A 17,723-nucleotide genomic window follows, 5' to 3' on the forward strand; every position below is an offset into this window, starting at 1 on the left:
CCCTTCACTGGCTTTTCATGCTGACAATATATCATATTTTTTACAGTTGATGAAAAAGATGATGCGGCAGGATATGCGAGCTATCGGGAGCGATTGTAAGAACATCCGCATTGTCAGCGGGATAACATGAAAAAATACGTATATTGTATATAATTTCAACACATTGTAAACTTTTTATTTTACAAATTTCATCTTATAATAAAGATTATACTTTTCAGAAAAATAACGGAACCCTTCGGAGGTGCACGGATTGCTGAGATTAGAAAATGTATCGAAAGTCTATAAAGGCGGAAAAAAAGCTGTCAACAGCATTGATTTAAATATCGAAAAAGGCGAGTTTATTTGTTTTATCGGGCCGAGCGGCTGCGGAAAAACGACGACGATGAAAATGATTAACAGACTGATTGAGCCGTCATCCGGAAAGATTTTTATCGATGGCGAAAACATTATGGAGCAGGACCCGGTGGAGCTGAGACGGAAAATCGGCTACGTCATTCAGCAGATCGGACTTTTCCCTCATATGACCATTCAGCAGAACATTTCCCTCGTGCCGAAACTGCTGAAATGGCCGGAACAAAAGCGGAAGGAACGGGCACGGGAGCTTTTGAAGCTCGTCGATATGGGCCCGGAATATTTAGACCGCTATCCTCACGAGCTGAGCGGCGGACAGCAGCAGAGAATCGGCGTGCTGCGCGCCCTTGCAGCGGAACCGCCTCTTATTCTTATGGATGAACCGTTCGGAGCGCTTGATCCGATTACGCGGGATTCCCTTCAAGAAGAATTCAAAAAACTGCAAAGAACATTGAATAAAACGATTGTGTTTGTAACACACGATATGGATGAAGCTATTAAGCTGGCTGACCGGATCGTCATTTTAAAAGCGGGAGAGATCGTTCAGGCCGGCACTCCTGATGACATCCTCCGGAATCCGGCTAATGAGTTTGTCGAAGAATTTATCGGCAAAGAACGGTTATTGCAATCAAGACCGGACATTGAACGCGTCGAGCAGATGATGAACAAAAAGCCTGTCACCGTTACGGCGGACAAAACGCTTTCGCAGGCGATACAGGTGATGCGGGAACACCGTGTCGATTCCCTGCTTGTCGTTGATGACCTGAATGTGCTGCAAGGATATGTGGATGTCGAAATCATTGATCAGAACCGGAAAAAAGCGAGCCTCGTCGGCGACGTGCTCCGCTCTGATCTGTATACGGTCGAGCAGGGGACACTGCTGCGTGATACCGTACGCAAAATTTTAAAGCGCGGAATGAAATATGTACCCGTCGTTGATGAACAAAGGCATTTAGTCGGAATTGTCACGAGAGCGAGCCTTGTCGACATCGTTTACGATTCAATCTGGGGCGAGGAAGACCAGCTGGTGACAGGCTGACAAGGGGAGGAACGCTTACAATGAATGAAATGATCAAGTTTTTGCAGACGAACGGCGGAGAACTGTTATATAAAACGTGGGAGCATTTATACATTTCGATCATCGCCGTCATATTAGGCATTGTCGTCGCCGTTCCGCTCGGAGTGGCGCTGACGAGAATGAAAAAGGGCGCAGGCGCCGTCATCGGCGCCGTCAACATTGTGCAGACCTTGCCGAGTCTCGCGATACTGGCGTTTTTTATCCCGCTGTTAGGCGTGGGGAAGGTGCCCGCGATCGTCGCGCTGTTTTTCTATTCGGTGCTGCCGATTCTCCGGAACACGTATACAGGCATTCAAGGCGTAAATAAAAATCTGCTGGAATCGGGAAAAGGCATCGGGATGACGGTCTGGGAGCAGATCAGGCTTGTGGAACTGCCGCTTGCGGTTCCGGTGATCATGGCGGGCATCCGCACATCCACCATTTATCTGATCGGCTGGGCGACGCTTGCTTCCTTTATCGGGGGCGGCGGGCTCGGAGACTATATTTTTATCGGCCTGAATCTCTATCAGCCTGAATATATTATCGGCGGCGCCGTGCCCGTCACCATTTTAGCCATTATCATTGATTATCTGCTGGCGGCGACGGAACGGAAGGTGACGCCGAAAGGGCTGAAAGGACTGAAGGAAGTATCATAAGGAGTTGGCTGTTTTGAAAAGAAATCAAAAGAGATGGATGTGCGCACTGGCGCTGTCGGCTGCTCTGCTTCTAGGCGGCTGTTCCCTTCCCGGCCTGAGCGGGGCTTCCGATGATACGATCAAAATCGGGGCGCAAAGCATGACGGAATCAGAAATTATCGCCAATATGATCGCACAGATGATTGAACACAATACAGACTTGAATACGGCATTAATTAAAAACCTCGGATCGAACTATGTCCAGCAGCAGGCGATGCTCGGCGGTGAAATCGATATCGCCGCGACGCGCTACTCGGGAACGGATTTAACGAGCACCCTCGGCATGGAAGCGGAAAAAGACCCGAAAAAAGCATTAGCCATCGTCCAGAAGGAATTTGAGAAACGCTTCCATTACAAATGGTTTGATTCTTACGGATTTGAGAACACATACGCTTTTACCGTCACGAAAGAGCTTGCAGAAAAAGACCATTTAGACAAAGTGTCCGATATTAAGAAGCATGCGGATCAATTTAAGCTCGGTGTAGACAATGCGTGGCTGAAAAGAAAAGGTGACGGCTATAAAGGCTTTACCGACACGTACGGCTTTGAATTCGGCACAACCTATCCGATGCAGATCGGACTTGTATACGATGCCGTGAAAAACGGGAAAATGGATGCCGTCCTCGCCTATTCAACGGACGGACGGATTAAAGCGTACGATCTGAAAATTTTAAAAGACGACAAGCAGTTTTTCCCGCCGTATGACTGTTCGCCGGTCATTCCCGACAGCGTGCTGAAGCAGCATCCTGAACTGAAGGGCATTGTGAATAAACTGATCGGCAAAATTGATACGGAAACGATGCAGGGATTGAATTACGAGGTGGACGGCAAGCTGAAAGAACCGTCCGTCGTCGCTAAAGAATTTTTGGAGAAACATCATTATTTTGAATAAGAAATGAGGTGGGGCAAATGGAAGTGCTGCAGCAGCTCGGCACTTATTATTCTCAAAACGGCGCCTATGTGCTTCAGGAGTTTTACCGCCATTTTCTCATGTCGGTATACGGCGTTTTATTTGCGGCGATCGTCGGGGTTCCGCTCGGCATCTTCATTGCCAGGCACAGAACATTAAGCGGCTGGGTATTCGCGGTGACAAACGTGATTCAGACCGTGCCGGCGCTTGCGATGCTTGCGGTGCTGATGCTCGTCATGGGGCTCGGCGCCAATACGGTGATATTGTCGCTGTTTTTATATTCGCTTCTTCCGATCATCCGGAATACGTACACGGGAATCGCCAGCATTGAACACGCTTATCTTGAATCGGGAAAAGCGATGGGCATGACCAAATTTCAGGTGCTCCGCATGGTGGAGCTGCCGCTTGCGCTTTCCGTCATCATGGCGGGGCTGCGGACGGCGCTCGTCATCGCGATCGGCATTACGGCAATCGGTACGTTTGTCGGCGCGGGCGGACTCGGTGACATCATTGTCAGGGGCTCAAACGCCACGAACGGAACCGCGATTATTTTGGCCGGCGCCATTCCGACAGCGCTGATGGCCGTTATCGCAGATCTTGTGATGGCATGGCTGGAGAGGGCGCTGAGTCCGGTGAGAAAGAAAAAACGAACCAAAGCGCCGAATGCGGCATGAAAAAAACGCCTTGCGGGTCAGGGCGTTTTTTTCTTATGGCTTCGGAACATGCTTGAAAATTTCTTCGCTTTCAAAAAACTCGATCAGGCGGCTGATCCAGTTGTAGTAATCAAGCCAATCCTTTAATTCTTTCAGCAGTTCGTTGATTTTTTCCTCAGCTTCTTCCGGCACGCCGTTTTCAAGGACGGCTGTCAGTTCGCGGTTCAGCTTTTTATGCATCATTTTATTTTTGCTGACGACCTTGCTCCATGTGGCCGTAAACAGCGTAATAAAGGTTTGGTAATAATCCTGCTCGACCTCGTATAAATCTTTGCGGACGCCTTTTTCAAACACTTTTTCCGCCAGATTGACGTCAAGCATTTCACGGACCGCCTGGCTCATTCTCGTTTTGCTCATGCCGGTCGCTTCTGATAATTCAGTTAAGGTCATCGGCTTGCGGTTCATATAAATAATGCCTAAAATGCGCCCCACCGTCGCGGGCATTCCGAATGTATGCATATTTTCAGCGATTCGTTCTATCAAATGATCTTCAGCTTGTTCGATTACGTGTAACGGATCTTTCTCCAACAGTTTCAATCCTTTCAGTCAGCAATTCCGATGTCAATATACCACATTTTTAAACCGGCGGAAATGCTCTTCCGAGAGAATTTGGCAGTAATCCGGAGCAATAAGAAGAACTTTGCCGGTCAATACGGGTTAATCAGTGCTTACACAACCTTTATATATAATATGGACAAATTGTAAACTTTTTAATTTACAAAGTTTAATTTATAATGGGAAACGTTCAATTGTCTGAAAAGTTAAATTTGAATTTAACGAATTGAATAAACTTAATCATGGAGGTGTGAGTGTTTGCTGACATTAGAAAATGTCTCGAAAATGTATAAAGGCGGGAAAAAAGCCGTCAACAGCATCAACCTGAATATCGCCAAAGGCGAATTTATTTGTTTTATCGGACCGAGCGGCTGCGGCAAAACGACGACGATGAAAATGATCAACCGCTTAATTGAACCGACAGAAGGCAGAATCCTGATAGAAGGCCGAAACATTATGGAACAAGACCCGGTGGAACTCAGAAGAAGCATCGGCTATGTCATCCAGCAGATCGGGCTGTTTCCGCATATGACCATTCAGCAGAACATTACGCTCGTTCCGAAGCTTTTAAAGCATCCTGCCGAAAAACGGAAGGAACGGGCGCGGGAGCTTTTAAAGCTCGTTGATATGGGGCCTGAATATTTAGACCGTTACCCTCATGAACTGAGCGGAGGACAGCAGCAGCGAATAGGTGTATTACGGGCACTTGCCGCAGAGCCGCCGCTCATCTTAATGGATGAACCGTTCGGGGCGCTTGACCCGATTACGAGAGATTCCCTTCAGGAAGAATTTAAAAAACTGCAAAAAACCTTACATAAAACCATCGTATTTGTTACCCATGATATGGATGAAGCCATCAAGCTTGCGGACAGAATCGTCATTCTGAAAGCGGGAGAAATCGTCCAGGCCGGAACGCCTGATGAGATTCTCAGATTTCCGGCGAATGAATTTGTTGAGGAGTTTATCGGCAAGGAACGGCTGATCCAATCATCCAGCCCTGATATTGAACGGGTGGAGCAGATCATGAATCCCGATCCCGTGACGGTAACACCTGAGAAAACACTGTCAGCCGCCATTCAGCTGATGCGTGCCGAGCGGGTGGATTCGCTGCTTGTCATTGATGAAAAGAACGTTCTCCAAGGTTATGTCGATGTGGAGATGATTGACCGCAAACGAAGACAGGCGGTAACCGTCGCGGAAGTGCTTGAGCGGGATCTGTACACGGTCAGAAGCGGCACTCTGCTCCGCGACGCCGTCCATAAAATTTTAAAAAGAGGCATGAAATTTGTGCCGGTCCTTGATGAAGCCGGCCGATTAACGGGAATCGTGACAAGGGCAAGCCTCGTTGACATCGTCTATGACTCCATCTGGGGAGAAGAGAATCAGCTCGCGGTGATGTCATGAGGAGGCTTCAATTGATATGAATCAGACCGTGCAATTTTTACAGGCAAATGGAGGAGAGATGCTTTATAAAACATGGGAGCATCTGTACATCTCATTAATCGCCGTCATGGCGGGCATTCTCGCCGCCGTTCCGCTCGGCGTCCTGCTGACGAGGATGAAAAGAGGAGCCGGCGCCGTCATCGGCATCGTCAACATCATTCAAACCTTGCCGAGCCTTGCCATTCTTGCGTTTTTTATTCCGCTTTTAGGCGTAGGAAAGGTCCCGGCCGTTGCGGCGCTGTTTTTCTATTCCATGCTGCCGATTCTCAGAAACACGTATACGGGGATTCTCGGCGTCAATCGGCATCTTCTGGAATCGGGAAAAGGAATCGGCATGACGGCATGGGAGCAGATCAGGCTTGTAGAGCTCCCGCTTGCCGCTCCGGTCATCATGGCGGGCATCAGAACGTCTTCGATTTATTTAATCGGCTGGGCGACGCTCGCCTCCTTTATCGGCGGAGGCGGGCTGGGAGATTACATTTTTATCGGCTTGAACCTTTATCAGCCGGAGTATATTATCGCAGGCGCCGTTCCGGTCACAGTGCTGGCGGCCGCCGTCGATTACATGCTGGGGATGACAGAACGGAAAGTCACGCCTGACGGGCTGAAGAGCATAAAGGATGCTTCATAAGGAGGAGGTCTCTCATGGGGAATAGATGCAAAAAACGGCTGCTCGCAATCGCCTGTATCGGCATGCTGCTCCTTGGCGGATGCTCGCTCCCGGGATTGAGCGCCGCATCGGAGGATACCATTAAAATCGGCGCGCAAAGCATGACCGAATCAGAAATTATCGCGAGCATGCTCGGACAGATGATCGAACATCACAGCGGGTTGAAAACATCCGTTATTAAAAATCTCGGTTCCAACGCCGTACAGCAGCAATCCTTGATCAACGGTGATATTGATATCGCCGCTACGCGCTATACAGGTGACGCGCTGACCGGGACGCTTCGCATGGAGCCGGAAAAAGACCCGGACAAAGCGCTGCGGCTCGTTCAGCGTGAATTTCAAAACAGATATGACATGAAATGGTTTGATTCTTACGGCTTTGATAATACATACGTCTTTACCGTTTCCGGACAGCTTGCCCGCAAGTACCATTTAGAATCGGTATCCGATGTCAAAAAAGAAGCGTCTCATCTGAAATTCGGCGTAGATAACTACTGGATGAAGCTGAGAGGCAACGGATATCAGGATTTTATGAACACATACGGAATGTCATTTGAAGGCACGTATCCGATGCAGATCGGCCTCGTTTACGACGCGCTGAAAAGCAGAAAGATGGATATCGCGCTCGCTTATTCCACCGACGGAAGAATCATCGCTTACGGACTGAAAACGCTGAAGGATGATAAGCGGTTCTTTCCTCCGTATGACTGTTCACCCGTCGTTCCGGATCAAGTATTAAAAGAGCATCCCGAACTGGAGGGCGTGATCAATAAAATGATCGGCGCGATTGATACAAAGATGATGCAGAAAATGAATTACGAAGTTGACGGCCGATTAAAAGAGCCGTCCGTCGTGGCCAAGGAATATTTAGAAAAACATCATTACTTTGAATAACGGAAAGGAGATGTGCGGATGGACACGATGAAGGAGCTGTTTACGTATTACGCTCAAAACGGCAGCTATGTTCTGTATGAGTGCTGGCGGCACTTTCTCATGTCGGCGTACGGCGTCGTTTTCGCCGCCGTTTTCGCCATTCCGGCCGGAATTGTGACAGCAAGGCAAGGGCGTCTCTCCGGCTGGGTGTTTGCTGTGGCGAATGTGATTCAAACCGTTCCGGCGCTGGCGATGCTCGCCGTCCTGATGCTTGTCATGGGACTCGGCGCCAATACGGTCATCACGGCTTTGTTTTTGTATTCCCTGCTGCCGATTCTCAGAAATACGCACACGGGCATTATCAATATCGAGCACGCTTATCTCGAGTCGGGAAAAGCGATGGGCATGACGAAATACCAAATCCTTCGTATGGTGGAGCTGCCGCTTGCGCTTTCCGTCATTATGGCGGGTCTCCGAACGGCGCTCGTCATTGCCATAGGCATCACGGCGATCGGCACCTTCGTCGGGGCTGGCGGCCTCGGCGATATGATCGTCAGAGGGTCGAACGCGACAAACGGAACCGCCATTATTCTGGCGGGCGCCATCCCGACCGCGCTGATGGCGGTGGCCGCAGACCTGCTGATGGCGTGGCTGGAACGAGCCCTCAGCCCGGTGAAAAAACAAAAAAGAAAGCTGATCGTACGCTCAGCCTCATGAAAAAAAGCATTCTTCCGCGGGAAGGATGCTTTTTTTGATTTCTTGATTAAATTTTGATAACTGCGCTGTAAAGTCTTACTTATCAAATAACAAAGCAAAGGGGTAAATCAAATGAGCAACATCATAGAAACGAGACAGCTGCAAAAATCATTCGGCAGACAACAGGCAGTGGCTGATGTGTCTCTATCAGTAAAGCGCAACAGCATATACGGCCTGCTCGGTCCGAACGGCGCGGGAAAATCAACGACACTTAAAATATTGACCGGCATGCTGCAGCAAACATCCGGCGAGGTTCTGTTCGACGGACATACATGGAAGCGCGAAGACTTGAAAAGCATCGGTTCCCTGATTGAAGCGCCGCCGCTTTACAGCAACCTGACAGCCGCTGAAAATCTGAAAGTCCGCTGCGTGATGCTCGGACTGCCTGATTCAAGAATTGCGGAAGTGCTGGAAATCACGGGATTAACGGGAACCGGAAAAAAGCGCGCCGGACAATTTTCCATGGGAATGAAACAGCGTCTCGGCATTGCGTTAGCATTATTAAGCCGTCCGTCGCTCTTAATTCTTGATGAGCCGACAAACGGATTGGACCCGATGGGAATTCAGGATTTGCGGGAATTTATCCGCTCCCTCCCCGGACAGGGCATGACGGTTATTTTATCAAGCCATCTGTTATCAGAAGTCGAGCAGATCGCAGACCATATCGGGATCATCAGTGACGGCGTTTTAGGATATCAGGGAGAAATCAGCCGGGAAGATGATCTGGAGCAGTTGTTTCTGGAGGTAGTCAAATCAACACGGGAGAAAGCGGGGACAGGAAAATGATTCAGTACATGCAGGCGGAACATCTTACATCTAAAAGAACATTTATCAGAAAGCTCATCATTCTGATTCCGCTTCTGAACACGGCTTTTTCTTTTCTGCTGAATACGGCTTATTTTATGACGGGCACGTTCAATTGGTGGGCGGTTATTTTCATGCCGCTCATGATTGCTCTAATGTGCGGTTTATCTGTTAAAAAAGAGAAAAAATCTGCGAATGACCGCGCGGTGTACTCATTGCCGGCAGATTTAAAAAGCATATGGCTCTCAAAAATAAGCTTGATCGCGCTGTATTCACTCCTGTCGCAAATCGTTTTTTTCATCATCATGTTTTTACTTGGCCTTGTATTTCCGGGAATTGCTGCGCTGCAGCTGAAAGGCGTTGAAGCAGGCTCCCTTTTATGGCTGACGACGCTTTGGGAAATTCCGTTCTGCTTATGGATTGCCAGACAGTTCGGATTTACGGCAGTCATTCTCGTGAATATGATCGCCGCTTTTGTTTTGGGTATTGTGCCGGCGTCCGGTTCATTGTGGTGGCTGAGCCCATGGAGCTGGTCAGTCCGGGTGATGTCACCGATTCTTGGGATCCATCCGAACGGAATTCCGCTTCCCGCAGACAGCGGCTTATTAAACGGAAACGTGATCATTCCGGCTATTATTCTTTCTATTCTTTCTTTTATCGCGATAAGTTTTGTTTCCGCAGTGTCTTTTTCAAAAGGGGGAAACCGGTCATGACCGTGCTTTTACGATATATGTGGGCCGATGTATTAAAAATGAAGCGCACGCCGCTCATATGGATGCATGTTGCGGCGCCGGCCGTATGCGCGGGATTTTTCCTGTTATATATGATGTATGGAAGGATTCAGGAGCCTTATGTGCTGTACAGCGTCTTCTTCAGCGCGATTGCCGTTTTATACCCTTTCATCATCAGTATTGTCTGCGGCATGTCTGCCTCCGTCGAGGAACAGGCGGGCCATTTTCAGATGATGCTGGCGGTTCCGTATTCGAAAATCGTCAGTTTTGCGGGCAAGCTGCTTCTATTGCTGCTGTTGAATGTGTTATCGATAGGTCTTGTCATCTGTCTTTATTTGGCGGGGATGAAATTTGTTCTTCACATCAATGATCTCCCCTATCTTACGTTTTTAAAAGGAGGGGCGTGGCTGATTGCCGGCAGTATTCCGCTTTATATGATGTCTTTTTTTGTCGGCGTAAAGTACGGCATGGGACCGTCCGGACTTTTAGGGGGTGCGGGATTATTAATGGCGGCGCTCATGAATACGGGACTTGGCGATATCATCTGGCGTTTTTTCCCGTGGGGATGGAGCGTGCGGCTTTCAGGCCTTGCAGGACTGCTGCATTTTGACAAAGTCAAAAAAGAGTTCCTCCCTTATGTAAGATACGATATGAGATTCGGAGAAATAATGTTATATTTTTCTATAGTGATATTATGTCTGGCCGGCCTCTTTTGGTGCAGAAGATGGGAAGGGCGGCGTTCATATGAATAAAGGCAAGGAGCGATTCAGCCGGTGGCAAACATTTTAGCAATTGATGATGAAAAAGATATTCTCGTTCTGATCAGAAATATTTTACAGCGTGATCAGCATACAGTAACGATTCTGGAAAAAGCGGAGGATCAGTCATTGGATTTTTTTCAAGGCTATGATTTGATTCTTCTCGATGTCATGATGCCCGGAACGGACGGGATTGAACTCTGCCGGCGGATTCGGCCGCTGGTGGACAGCCCGATCCTGTTTTTAACGGCAAAGTCTGACGAAGAATCCATTGTGAAAGGCCTCATGACAGGCGCTGATGATTACATCACAAAGCCGTTCGGCGTACAGGAATTGATGGCAAGGGTAAACGCGCATGTCAGAAGGGAACGGCGTGAGAAGCATCAGACGAAACGGCTGATATCAGGCTTCATGTTTGATTTTGACAATAAAGAAGTGTGGATGGATGACCGGAAACTGCCTCTTACGAAAAACGAATATAAAATCGTTGAATTTCTGGCACAGCATAAAAACAGAACATTCTCACGGGAGCAGATTTACGAGGAAGTGTACGGCTTGGACGGCGATGCGCTCTATTCAACCATTACGGAGTTTATCAGAACCATCCGGAAAAAATGTAAAGAACACGGGGCTGATCCGATCAAAACGGTGTGGGGTGTCGGATACAAATGGGAATAGCAAAAGGAAAATCCAGCATCCGCAAAGAGCTTGTCAAATTTACCATCACGCTGTGTCTGAGCACGATGGGGGTGGCGGCATTATGTGTCGCCTTAAATGCCATTGCCATGAATGCCGGAGCGATCCTGCCCGCAAACTACAGCGAGCATGAGGCGGAACAGATCAAACCCCGCCTGAAATCAGCGGAAAAGATAACAGAAGACATGATCCCCGCAGGTATGACATACGCCGTTTTTGATAAAAAAACAAAGCGGATGACAAAAGGAACGATGACGGAACAAGATGCGGCCAACGCCAGAAAAAAGATTCAGCATCAGCCGTATTTTAATTATGCTCAAAAAGGATTCATGGTGATAAATCGGAAAGATGAATACGGCGTTCTCCAATATTCACTCAGGTCGGAATTTCAGTCGCCGCTGTTAAGGCGCTATCTGCCGAATTATGAATGGACGGGTCTTACGATTCTGATCACTTTGCTTCTTTTGACCGTTTTTATCGTGACGACGCGTTTCGCCAATCAGCTGAGACGGCATTTCAGCACACTCAGCTCCATTACGGCAAGCATTCAAAAACAGAATTTAAATATCAATCCAAAAAGGTCGCGTATAAAAGAATTTGACGATGTCATTGACTCTCTGCTGAAAATGAAAGACGCGCTTCAGGCATCTCTGGCGGCGCAGTGGGAGGCGGAGCGGATAAAGAAAGAACAGATCGGCGCGCTTGCGCATGATATTAAAATTCCGGCAACGATCATTAAAGGAAATGCCGAGCTGCTTCAGTTAACAGAGCCTGATGAGGAGCAGGCGGAATATGCGCAGTATATTCTGGATGCCGGAAACAAAATCGAGCATTATGTCGGACAGCTGATCCAGCTTTCTAAAGCGGAGGAGGCAGTTGCCGTTCATGTGGAATATACCGACCTCAAAGAGTGGATTCAAAACATATATCGTGACGCGGCAGCGCTTGCGGGGCCGAAGCAGATTGATCTCGTCCTCAGCGAACGGGGAAGTGACCGAAAAGAAGCGCCGATCGATCATGAGCTGCTCCACAGGGCGGTCATGAATATCGCGGCAAATGCCGTCGACTATACGCCGGAAGGAGGAGAAATCCGTGTGGACGTCCTGTGCACCGATTCCGCCCTCCATCTTGCCGTATCCGACAGCGGAAGCGGGTTCTCGACGGAAGCGCTGAAAAGAGCGACACAGCTTTTTTACACGGAGGATAAAAGCAGACATTCGGCGGGGCATCACGGCATGGGGCTTACATTCGCCCATCATGTCGTACATCTTCACCACGGCGAATTAATACTTGAAAATCAGGAGTCTGGAGGAGCCCGGGCGGAGATTCGAATTCCGCTGGAAGGCGTCAGACAAAAACAAGCCCTGCACGTATGAGGGCTTGTTTTTTTCTGTTTCCATGTTTCTTTGAGAAAGGCAAAAATAAAAACGGCTGCCCGTTTGAGAGATCAGCCGCTTATGCGGAAAAGAGTTTATCAGGAAGGATCAATCCATTGTGAAGACCACTTGGAAATTTCCTCTAAAATAGGGGCTAATGCGCAGCCTTTTTCCGTTAATGAATACTCAATGCGGACAGGCGTTTCGGGGATAACATCCCGTTTGATGACACCTTCTGTTTCAAGTTCTTTCAGACGTTCTGACAAGACTCTTCCGCTTAAATTCGGAAGCGCCGCTTCAATTTCGCTAAATCGCTGCTGTCCGTTCAATAACTGAAAGACGATTAGAGCCACCCAGCGTTTACTTAGGATGTCGACCGCTTTTTCGAATCTGGGGCACATTTCTGATTGGTTCATGCTTTTTCACCTCGTCTTCTGCTATTATACCGCAAAATCGGAGGGAACGTATGTCTGGCGCTCGTTAAGTTGGGAGGGAATCAAAAAGAGGATGAGGAATCCGGGGAGCGCTTTTTCGCTTCAGCCGCGATAAAATCAAAGTATTTGCTGACGCTTTCAATATCTTCTTTTGTGAAGTGCTGCCACTTTTTGCTGTCAAACAGCGGCAGATGCTCCGCGCCTCTGTCAACGGCGGTCTGATAGATGGCGCAGATGGATTGATAGCTTTCGGATGTTTCGCGGATTTCCTCCTGAAATGCCTTGATGTGTCCGGCCCGCGCCATTAACTCCTCGTACGGAATTTTTAATGTGTCCGCCAATTTTCTGATGGTCGCGGGTTTAGGAATGCCGCGGTGCCCGTTTTCAATTCTGGAAATGGTCGCCGAGCTGACACCGGAATAGACGGCAAGCTGATTGACGGTAAGCTTCCGGGCGCGGCGCAGCTCTCTTAATTGCTTTCCGAATGTGTTCAATAAGATCGCCTCACATGTGCAAAGTCATGAGTCTTCGTTTGTTCTTTTTTTGGCTTCCGCCGATAAGAACGCAAAGTATTTATCAAGCAGAACCAAGTCTTCTTTCGACAGGTGCCGCCAGTTCTCCCGCTCCAATAGGGATAAATCATGCAGCTCATACGTTTCGGCTTTTTCCAGCAAGGTGCAGCCCGTGTCGTACGGGGCTCTCGTTTCCTGGACGGTCTCTATGTATCCCGCCGTCTGCATCAGTTCCTCATACGGGATTTTTAACGCATCTGCAAGCTTTTTAATGGTTGCAGGTTTCGGCACCCCGCGTTTGCCGTTTTCAATCCGCGAGATTCCCGCGGCGCTGACGCCTGAATACGTTGCCAGCTGGTTCACTGTCAGATGCCTTTTTTCCCGCAATGTCCGCAATTGTTTCCCGAAGCTTTCCACAGTCTCTCCCCCTCCCGCGGTCTATTTATATTCTAGTATGTTTATTGACTAAAGGGAATAGCCAGGCTGGAAAAGTATTGACAAAAGTTAACAAAAGCCGTATCTTATGTATAAGAAAGAAAGTATTTGACAGAACGGAAGGTGAAGAAAGTGGTCGAAAAGATACAGATCAGAAGAGATTATGTGCTGCAGTATATGGTCAATAATGACTACTCGTTAAACCAGCTCGCCCTGGAGATCGGAATATCTCCCGCCACACTGAGCCGTGTACTGAATGGAGAGCGGAGGCCGGGACAGCTGGTCATCGGAAAAATGCTCTATTACTTTGACATGAAATTTGAAGATCTTTTTTACTACGACTTTGTTGACAAAAGTCAATGATGATGGAAGATTCAAACGCATTTCCGTTTTTCTGACATGATGTGCACCGATACGGCGTGACATGCCTTTGTTTTTCATGTAAAATAGAAGCAATGTAGGCCAGTCAGTCTGGAGGTGTATGGGATGCACACATTATTGATTACCTTATTGGTTATCGTCAGTATTGCACTTATTATTGTCGTATTGCTTCAAACCAGCAAAAGCGCCGGTTTATCGGGTGCAATTTCAGGCGGGGCGGAGCAGCTTTTCGGAAAACAGAAAGCAAGGGGCCTTGATCTGATTCTTCACCGCACAACCGTTGTGCTGGCAGTCTTGTTTTTCGTGTTGACGATTTCGCTGGCGTATATCGTATAAGGCAATGTTTGTATAAGGTCTGATTTAATATCAGGCCTTTTTCTTGTTGAGAGACGGCGTTTGTTTCTCGCAAAACTGTGGAAAACTAAATTGAATGTGCAAAAAAGGGGTTATGAGCATGAAAATTGTGACACCAAAACCATTTACATTTAAAGGCGGAGACAAAGCGGTGCTTCTGCTGCACGGATTTACGGGAAATACGGCAGACGTCAGAATGCTCGGCCGCTACTTGAATGAGCGCGGCTACACTTGTCACGCGCCTCAATATAAAGGGCACGGCGTTCCGCCGGAAGAGCTGGTACATACGGGGCCTGAAGATTGGTGGAAAGACGTCATGGACGGTTATGGATATTTACGGTCTGAAGGCTATGAAAACATTGCGGCCTGCGGACTGTCGCTTGGCGGGGTTTTTTCATTGAAATTGGGTTACACTGTACCCATAAAGGGAATTGTTCCTATGTGTGCGCCGATGCACATTAAAAGTGAAGAGGTTATGTACGAAGGAGTTCTTTCCTACGCGCGCAATTATAAAAAATTCGAAGGAAAACAGCCGGAGCAGATTGAAAAGGAAATGAAGGAGTTTGAAAAAACACCGATGAATACGCTCAAATCGCTTCAAGAGCTGATTGCCGATGTGCGCAAAAACGTCGACATGATCTATTCCCCGACATTTGTGGTTCAGGCACGGCATGACCATATGATCAATACAGAAAGTGCGAACATCATTTACAACGAGGTGGAAACGGACGACAAACAGCTGAAATGGTATGAAGAATCAGGCCATGTCATCACGCTCGATAAAGAACGGGACCTCGTTCATCAGGATGTGTACGAATTTTTAGAGAAACTCGATTGGTAACAAACAGGAGGTCGAATAATGGAAAAAGAAGCGTTTATGGACCGTCTTCTCGCGTTTATGAAGGAAGAGGCGTACAAGCCCCTTACCGTTCAGGAACTCGAGGAGATGCTGAACATCACGGAAGCAGATGAATTTAAAGAGCTGGTAAAAGCGCTGGTGGCGCTCGAGGAGACGGGACAGATCGTCCGCACCAGAAGCAACCGCTACGGGCTTCCGGAAAAAATGAATTTAGTAAAAGGAAAAATTTCCGCGCATGCAAAGGGATTCGCGTTTCTATTGCCGGAGGATACCTCTTTAAGCGACGTGTTTATTCCGCCGAATGAGCTGAATACGGCCATGAACGGCGATATCGTTATGGTGCGGCTCAATTCCCAGTCAAGCGGATCGAGACAGGAAGGCACGGTCATCCGCATCCTGGAAAGAAGCATCGACCGCGTCGTGGGCACATACACAGAAACGAAAAGCTTCGGCTTTGTCATCCCGGATGATAAGAAAATCACGAGTGATATTTTTATTCCGAAACATGCCAATAACGGCGCTGCGGAAGGCCATAAAGTCGTCGTCAAACTGACAAGCTACCCTGAAGGCAGAATGAACGCCGAAGGAGAAATCGTTGAAATACTCGGCCATAAAAATGATCCGGGGATCGATATTTTATCAATTATCCATAAGCACGGCCTGCCGGGGGACTTTCCGGCTGAAGTGATGGAGCAGGCAACAAGCACGCCCGATACCATCGATGAAAAAGACATCAAAGACCGCCGTGATCTCCGCGATCAGGTCATTGTCACCATTGACGGCGCGGATGCGAAGGATCTGGATGACGCCGTCACCGTGACAAAGCTTGATAACGGCAGCTACAAGCTCGGCGTTCATATTGCCGACGTCAGCCATTACGTCACGGAGAATTCCCCGATTGACAAAGAAGCGCTGGAAAGAGGGACAAGCGTGTACTTGGTTGACCGGGTCATTCCGATGATTCCGCACAGACTGTCTAACGGAATCTGTTCTTTAAATCCGAAGGTCGACCGGCTGACGCTTTCCTGCGAAATGACAATCAACCAGCAGGGGCAGGTAACAGAGCACGAGATCTTCCAAAGCGTCATTAAAACGACGGAAAGAATGACCTATTCAGATGTCAACCGGATCCTCACAGAAGACGACGCCGAGCTGAAAGAAAGATATGAGCCGCTCGTCCCGATGTTTAAAGACATGGAACGTCTGGCGGAAATTCTCCGGGCGAAACGGATGGACCGCGGCGCCGTGGATTTTGATTTCAAAGAGGCGAAGGTGCTCGTCGATAAGGAAGGCGCCGTAAAAGACGTCGTCATCAGAGAGCGCTCAGTAGCGGAAAAGCTGATCGAAGAATTCATGCTTGTCGCAAACGAAACGGTGGCCGAGCACTTCCATTGGATGAACGTGCCGTTTATTTACCGGATTCACGAAGAGCCGAACGCCGAAAAACTGCAAAAGTTTCTGGAGTTCGTCACGACATTCGGTTATATCGTCAAAGGGAAAGCCGGAGACATTCACCCGCGCGCGCTGCAAAGCATTCTTGATGAAGTACGGGACCGTCCGGAAGAAACGGTGATTTCAACCGTCATGCTCCGTTCCATGAAGCAGGCGAAATACGACCCGCAAAGCCTGGGCCATTTCGGGCTGGCGACTGAATTTTATACGCACTTCACATCGCCGATCCGCCGTTATCCTGACTTAATCGTTCACAGGCTGATCAGAACGTATTTGATCAACGGACAATCGGACGAAGCGACTCAAGAAAAGTGGGCCGAACGCCTTCCGGAAATTGCTGACCATACGTCAACGATGGAACGGCGCGCCGTTGACGCCGAGCGGGAAACGGACGATCTGAAAAAAGCGGAATATATGCTTGATAAAATCGGCGAGGAGTTTGACGGCATGATCAGTTCCGTCACGAATTTCGGAATGTTTGTCGAGCTGCCGAATACGATTGAAGGGCTTGTGCACGTCAGCTTTATGACGGATGATTATTACCGTTTTGACGAGCAGCATTTCGCCATGATCGGTGAACGCACGGGCAACGTTTACCGCATCGGAGACGAAATCACGGTCAAAGTCGTCGACGTCAATAAAGATGAGAGAAACATCGACTTTGAAATTGTCGGCATGAAAGGCACCCGCCGTCCGAGAGAAACAACAGGCGACCGCAGAAAACGAGGCAGACCGGCGCGGAAACGCGTGTTAAACAGCAATACCCCGGCTTCACCGCCGAAATCGGAGGAAAAAGGGGAATGGTTTACAAAACCGAAGAAGAAAAAGAAAAAACGCGGTTTCCAAAACGCGCCGAAACAAAAACGCAAAAAGAAGAAGTAAATGCGAAAAGCAAATGGGGCAAAATGC

Annotated in this window: 21 protein-coding genes; 17 read left to right on the top strand and 4 right to left on the bottom strand. The window is 48.4% G+C overall.

Annotated elements, in window-relative coordinates:
- The first annotated feature begins 250 nt into the window (after positions 1 to 250).
- Genes opuCA through opuCD form a run of 4 tightly spaced genes read left to right on the top strand, consistent with a single transcriptional unit; the run spans position 251 to position 3,687 of the window.
- Entirely contained in the window at positions 251 to 1,390 is a 1,140-nt protein-coding gene (gene opuCA, locus G9F75_RS12605; protein ID WP_003151651.1) for an osmoprotectant ABC transporter ATP-binding protein OpuCA, read from the top strand.
- Positions 1,391 to 1,410: 20 nt separating this feature from the next.
- Positions 1,411 to 2,064 (top strand): ABC transporter permease, encoded by a 654-nt coding sequence (locus G9F75_RS12610; protein WP_003151654.1) that lies wholly within the window; start codon positions 1,411 to 1,413, stop codon positions 2,062 to 2,064.
- Positions 2,065 to 2,101: 37 nt separating this feature from the next.
- Positions 2,102 to 2,995 carry an osmoprotectant ABC transporter substrate-binding lipoprotein OpuCC gene (opuCC, locus tag G9F75_RS12615; RefSeq protein WP_089072489.1) on the top strand — a complete coding sequence of 298 codons (894 nt, stop codon included), beginning with the start codon at positions 2,102 to 2,104 and terminating at the stop codon, positions 2,993 to 2,995.
- Positions 2,996 to 3,012: 17 nt separating this feature from the next.
- Positions 3,013 to 3,687 (top strand): glycine betaine/carnitine/choline/choline sulfate ABC transporter permease OpuCD, encoded by a 675-nt coding sequence (opuCD, locus tag G9F75_RS12620; RefSeq protein ID WP_012118473.1) that lies wholly within the window; start codon positions 3,013 to 3,015, stop codon positions 3,685 to 3,687.
- 33 nt (positions 3,688 to 3,720) lie between these two features.
- Here opuCD and G9F75_RS12625 read toward each other — a convergent pair whose 3' ends face one another.
- Positions 3,721 to 4,254: a GbsR/MarR family transcriptional regulator gene (locus tag G9F75_RS12625; RefSeq protein WP_110124364.1), complete on the bottom strand. Its 534-nt coding sequence runs from the start codon at positions 4,252 to 4,254 to the stop codon at positions 3,721 to 3,723.
- Positions 4,255 to 4,539: 285 nt separating this feature from the next.
- On the opposite strand from G9F75_RS12625, the gene G9F75_RS12630 reads away from it, so the two are divergent.
- The 9 genes from G9F75_RS12630 (at position 4,540) to G9F75_RS12670 (ending at position 12,387) form a co-directional block, all read left to right on the top strand.
- Positions 4,540 to 5,685, top strand: coding sequence for a betaine/proline/choline family ABC transporter ATP-binding protein (locus G9F75_RS12630; RefSeq protein WP_014418902.1), 1,146 nt, complete (start codon positions 4,540 to 4,542; stop codon positions 5,683 to 5,685).
- Positions 5,686 to 5,701: 16 nt separating this feature from the next.
- Positions 5,702 to 6,355 carry an ABC transporter permease gene (locus tag G9F75_RS12635; protein ID WP_017418898.1) on the top strand — a complete coding sequence of 218 codons (654 nt, stop codon included), beginning with the start codon at positions 5,702 to 5,704 and terminating at the stop codon, positions 6,353 to 6,355.
- A gap of 14 nt (positions 6,356 to 6,369) precedes the next feature.
- Positions 6,370 to 7,287, top strand: coding sequence for an osmoprotectant ABC transporter substrate-binding protein (locus tag G9F75_RS12640; protein ID WP_022553803.1), 918 nt, complete (start codon positions 6,370 to 6,372; stop codon positions 7,285 to 7,287).
- An 18-nt stretch (positions 7,288 to 7,305) separates the two neighbouring features.
- On the top strand, positions 7,306 to 7,983 hold the full coding sequence (locus tag G9F75_RS12645) for an ABC transporter permease (protein WP_167409129.1): 678 nt from the start codon (positions 7,306 to 7,308) through the stop codon (positions 7,981 to 7,983).
- Positions 7,984 to 8,094: 111 nt separating this feature from the next.
- Complete coding sequence (locus G9F75_RS12650) at positions 8,095 to 8,808, top strand: lantibiotic protection ABC transporter ATP-binding protein (protein ID WP_022553802.1); 714 nt, start codon at positions 8,095 to 8,097, stop codon at positions 8,806 to 8,808.
- Positions 8,805 to 9,539 (top strand): lantibiotic immunity ABC transporter MutE/EpiE family permease subunit, encoded by a 735-nt coding sequence (locus G9F75_RS12655; RefSeq protein WP_022553801.1) that lies wholly within the window; start codon positions 8,805 to 8,807, stop codon positions 9,537 to 9,539. Before G9F75_RS12650 ends, G9F75_RS12655 begins: the two co-directional genes overlap by 4 nt.
- The gene (locus tag G9F75_RS12660) at positions 9,536 to 10,309 is read left to right on the top strand and encodes a lantibiotic immunity ABC transporter MutG family permease subunit (RefSeq protein ID WP_022553800.1); all 774 of its coding nucleotides are present in this window, start codon (positions 9,536 to 9,538) and stop codon (positions 10,307 to 10,309) included. Before G9F75_RS12655 ends, G9F75_RS12660 begins: the two co-directional genes overlap by 4 nt.
- A 21-nt stretch (positions 10,310 to 10,330) precedes the next feature.
- Entirely contained in the window at positions 10,331 to 10,993 is a 663-nt protein-coding gene (locus tag G9F75_RS12665; protein ID WP_003151668.1) for a response regulator transcription factor, read from the top strand.
- A complete protein-coding gene (locus G9F75_RS12670; protein ID WP_167409130.1) occupies positions 10,984 to 12,387 on the top strand; it encodes a sensor histidine kinase in 1,404 nt (467 codons plus the stop codon). Before G9F75_RS12665 ends, G9F75_RS12670 begins: the two co-directional genes overlap by 10 nt.
- Before the next feature lie 98 nt (positions 12,388 to 12,485).
- Here G9F75_RS12670 and catR read toward each other — a convergent pair whose 3' ends face one another.
- The 3 genes from catR to rghR all read right to left on the bottom strand — a co-directional run bounded on the left by catR (position 12,486) and on the right by rghR (position 13,750).
- Positions 12,486 to 12,803, bottom strand: a complete 318-nt coding sequence (gene catR / locus G9F75_RS12675) for a catDE operon transcriptional regulator CatR (protein ID WP_007613812.1) — start codon at positions 12,801 to 12,803, stop codon at positions 12,486 to 12,488.
- Positions 12,804 to 12,883: 80 nt separating this feature from the next.
- A complete protein-coding gene (locus G9F75_RS12680; RefSeq protein WP_003151674.1) occupies positions 12,884 to 13,315 on the bottom strand; it encodes a helix-turn-helix domain-containing protein in 432 nt (143 codons plus the stop codon).
- A 24-nt stretch (positions 13,316 to 13,339) separates the two neighbouring features.
- Positions 13,340 to 13,750: a transcriptional repressor RghR gene (gene rghR, locus G9F75_RS12685; RefSeq protein ID WP_003151677.1), complete on the bottom strand. Its 411-nt coding sequence runs from the start codon at positions 13,748 to 13,750 to the stop codon at positions 13,340 to 13,342.
- A gap of 195 nt (positions 13,751 to 13,945) precedes the next feature.
- Between rghR and G9F75_RS12690 the strand changes: the two genes are divergently transcribed.
- The 4 genes from G9F75_RS12690 to rnr all read left to right on the top strand — a co-directional run bounded on the left by G9F75_RS12690 (position 13,946) and on the right by rnr (position 17,696).
- Positions 13,946 to 14,131, top strand: a complete 186-nt coding sequence (locus G9F75_RS12690; RefSeq protein ID WP_087920807.1) for a helix-turn-helix domain-containing protein — start codon at positions 13,946 to 13,948, stop codon at positions 14,129 to 14,131.
- Between the two features lie 123 nt (positions 14,132 to 14,254).
- The gene (gene secG, locus G9F75_RS12695) at positions 14,255 to 14,485 is read left to right on the top strand and encodes a preprotein translocase subunit SecG (protein WP_003151681.1); all 231 of its coding nucleotides are present in this window, start codon (positions 14,255 to 14,257) and stop codon (positions 14,483 to 14,485) included.
- Positions 14,486 to 14,603: 118 nt separating this feature from the next.
- The gene (locus G9F75_RS12700; RefSeq protein ID WP_121984745.1) at positions 14,604 to 15,344 is read left to right on the top strand and encodes an alpha/beta hydrolase; all 741 of its coding nucleotides are present in this window, start codon (positions 14,604 to 14,606) and stop codon (positions 15,342 to 15,344) included.
- Positions 15,345 to 15,362: 18 nt separating this feature from the next.
- Entirely contained in the window at positions 15,363 to 17,696 is a 2,334-nt protein-coding gene (gene rnr / locus G9F75_RS12705; RefSeq protein ID WP_022553798.1) for a ribonuclease R, read from the top strand.
- Positions 17,697 to 17,723 lie beyond the last annotated feature (27 nt).

Origin of the sequence: Bacillus sp. EKM208B (genome assembly GCF_011800725.1) — a bacterium.
GTDB lineage: Bacteria > Bacillota > Bacilli > Bacillales > Bacillaceae > Bacillus > Bacillus velezensis.

Bases quoted from the DNA above. Each gene is read 5' to 3' on its own strand.
- G9F75_RS12610 (WP_003151654.1), top strand. From the start codon at position 1,411: ATGAATGAAATGATCAAGTTTTTGCAGACGAACGGCGGAGAACTGTTA.
- opuCC (WP_089072489.1), top strand. From the start codon at position 2,102: ATGTGCGCACTGGCGCTGTCGGCTGCTCTGCTTCTAGGCGGCTGTTCC.
- opuCD (WP_012118473.1), top strand. From the start codon at position 3,013: ATGGAAGTGCTGCAGCAGCTCGGCACTTATTATTCTCAAAACGGCGCC.
- G9F75_RS12635 (WP_017418898.1), top strand. From the start codon at position 5,702: ATGAATCAGACCGTGCAATTTTTACAGGCAAATGGAGGAGAGATGCTT.
- G9F75_RS12640 (WP_022553803.1), top strand. From the start codon at position 6,370: ATGGGGAATAGATGCAAAAAACGGCTGCTCGCAATCGCCTGTATCGGC.
- G9F75_RS12645 (WP_167409129.1), top strand. From the start codon at position 7,306: ATGGACACGATGAAGGAGCTGTTTACGTATTACGCTCAAAACGGCAGC.
- G9F75_RS12650 (WP_022553802.1), top strand. From the start codon at position 8,095: ATGAGCAACATCATAGAAACGAGACAGCTGCAAAAATCATTCGGCAGA.
- G9F75_RS12655 (WP_022553801.1), top strand. From the start codon at position 8,805: ATGATTCAGTACATGCAGGCGGAACATCTTACATCTAAAAGAACATTT.
- G9F75_RS12660 (WP_022553800.1), top strand. From the start codon at position 9,536: ATGACCGTGCTTTTACGATATATGTGGGCCGATGTATTAAAAATGAAG.
- G9F75_RS12670 (WP_167409130.1), top strand. From the start codon at position 10,984: ATGGGAATAGCAAAAGGAAAATCCAGCATCCGCAAAGAGCTTGTCAAA.
- catR (WP_007613812.1), bottom strand. From the start codon at position 12,803: ATGAACCAATCAGAAATGTGCCCCAGATTCGAAAAAGCGGTCGACATC.
- G9F75_RS12690 (WP_087920807.1), top strand. From the start codon at position 13,946: ATGGTCAATAATGACTACTCGTTAAACCAGCTCGCCCTGGAGATCGGA.
- secG (WP_003151681.1), top strand. From the start codon at position 14,255: ATGCACACATTATTGATTACCTTATTGGTTATCGTCAGTATTGCACTT.
- G9F75_RS12700 (WP_121984745.1), top strand. From the start codon at position 14,604: ATGAAAATTGTGACACCAAAACCATTTACATTTAAAGGCGGAGACAAA.
- rnr (WP_022553798.1), top strand. From the start codon at position 15,363: ATGGAAAAAGAAGCGTTTATGGACCGTCTTCTCGCGTTTATGAAGGAA.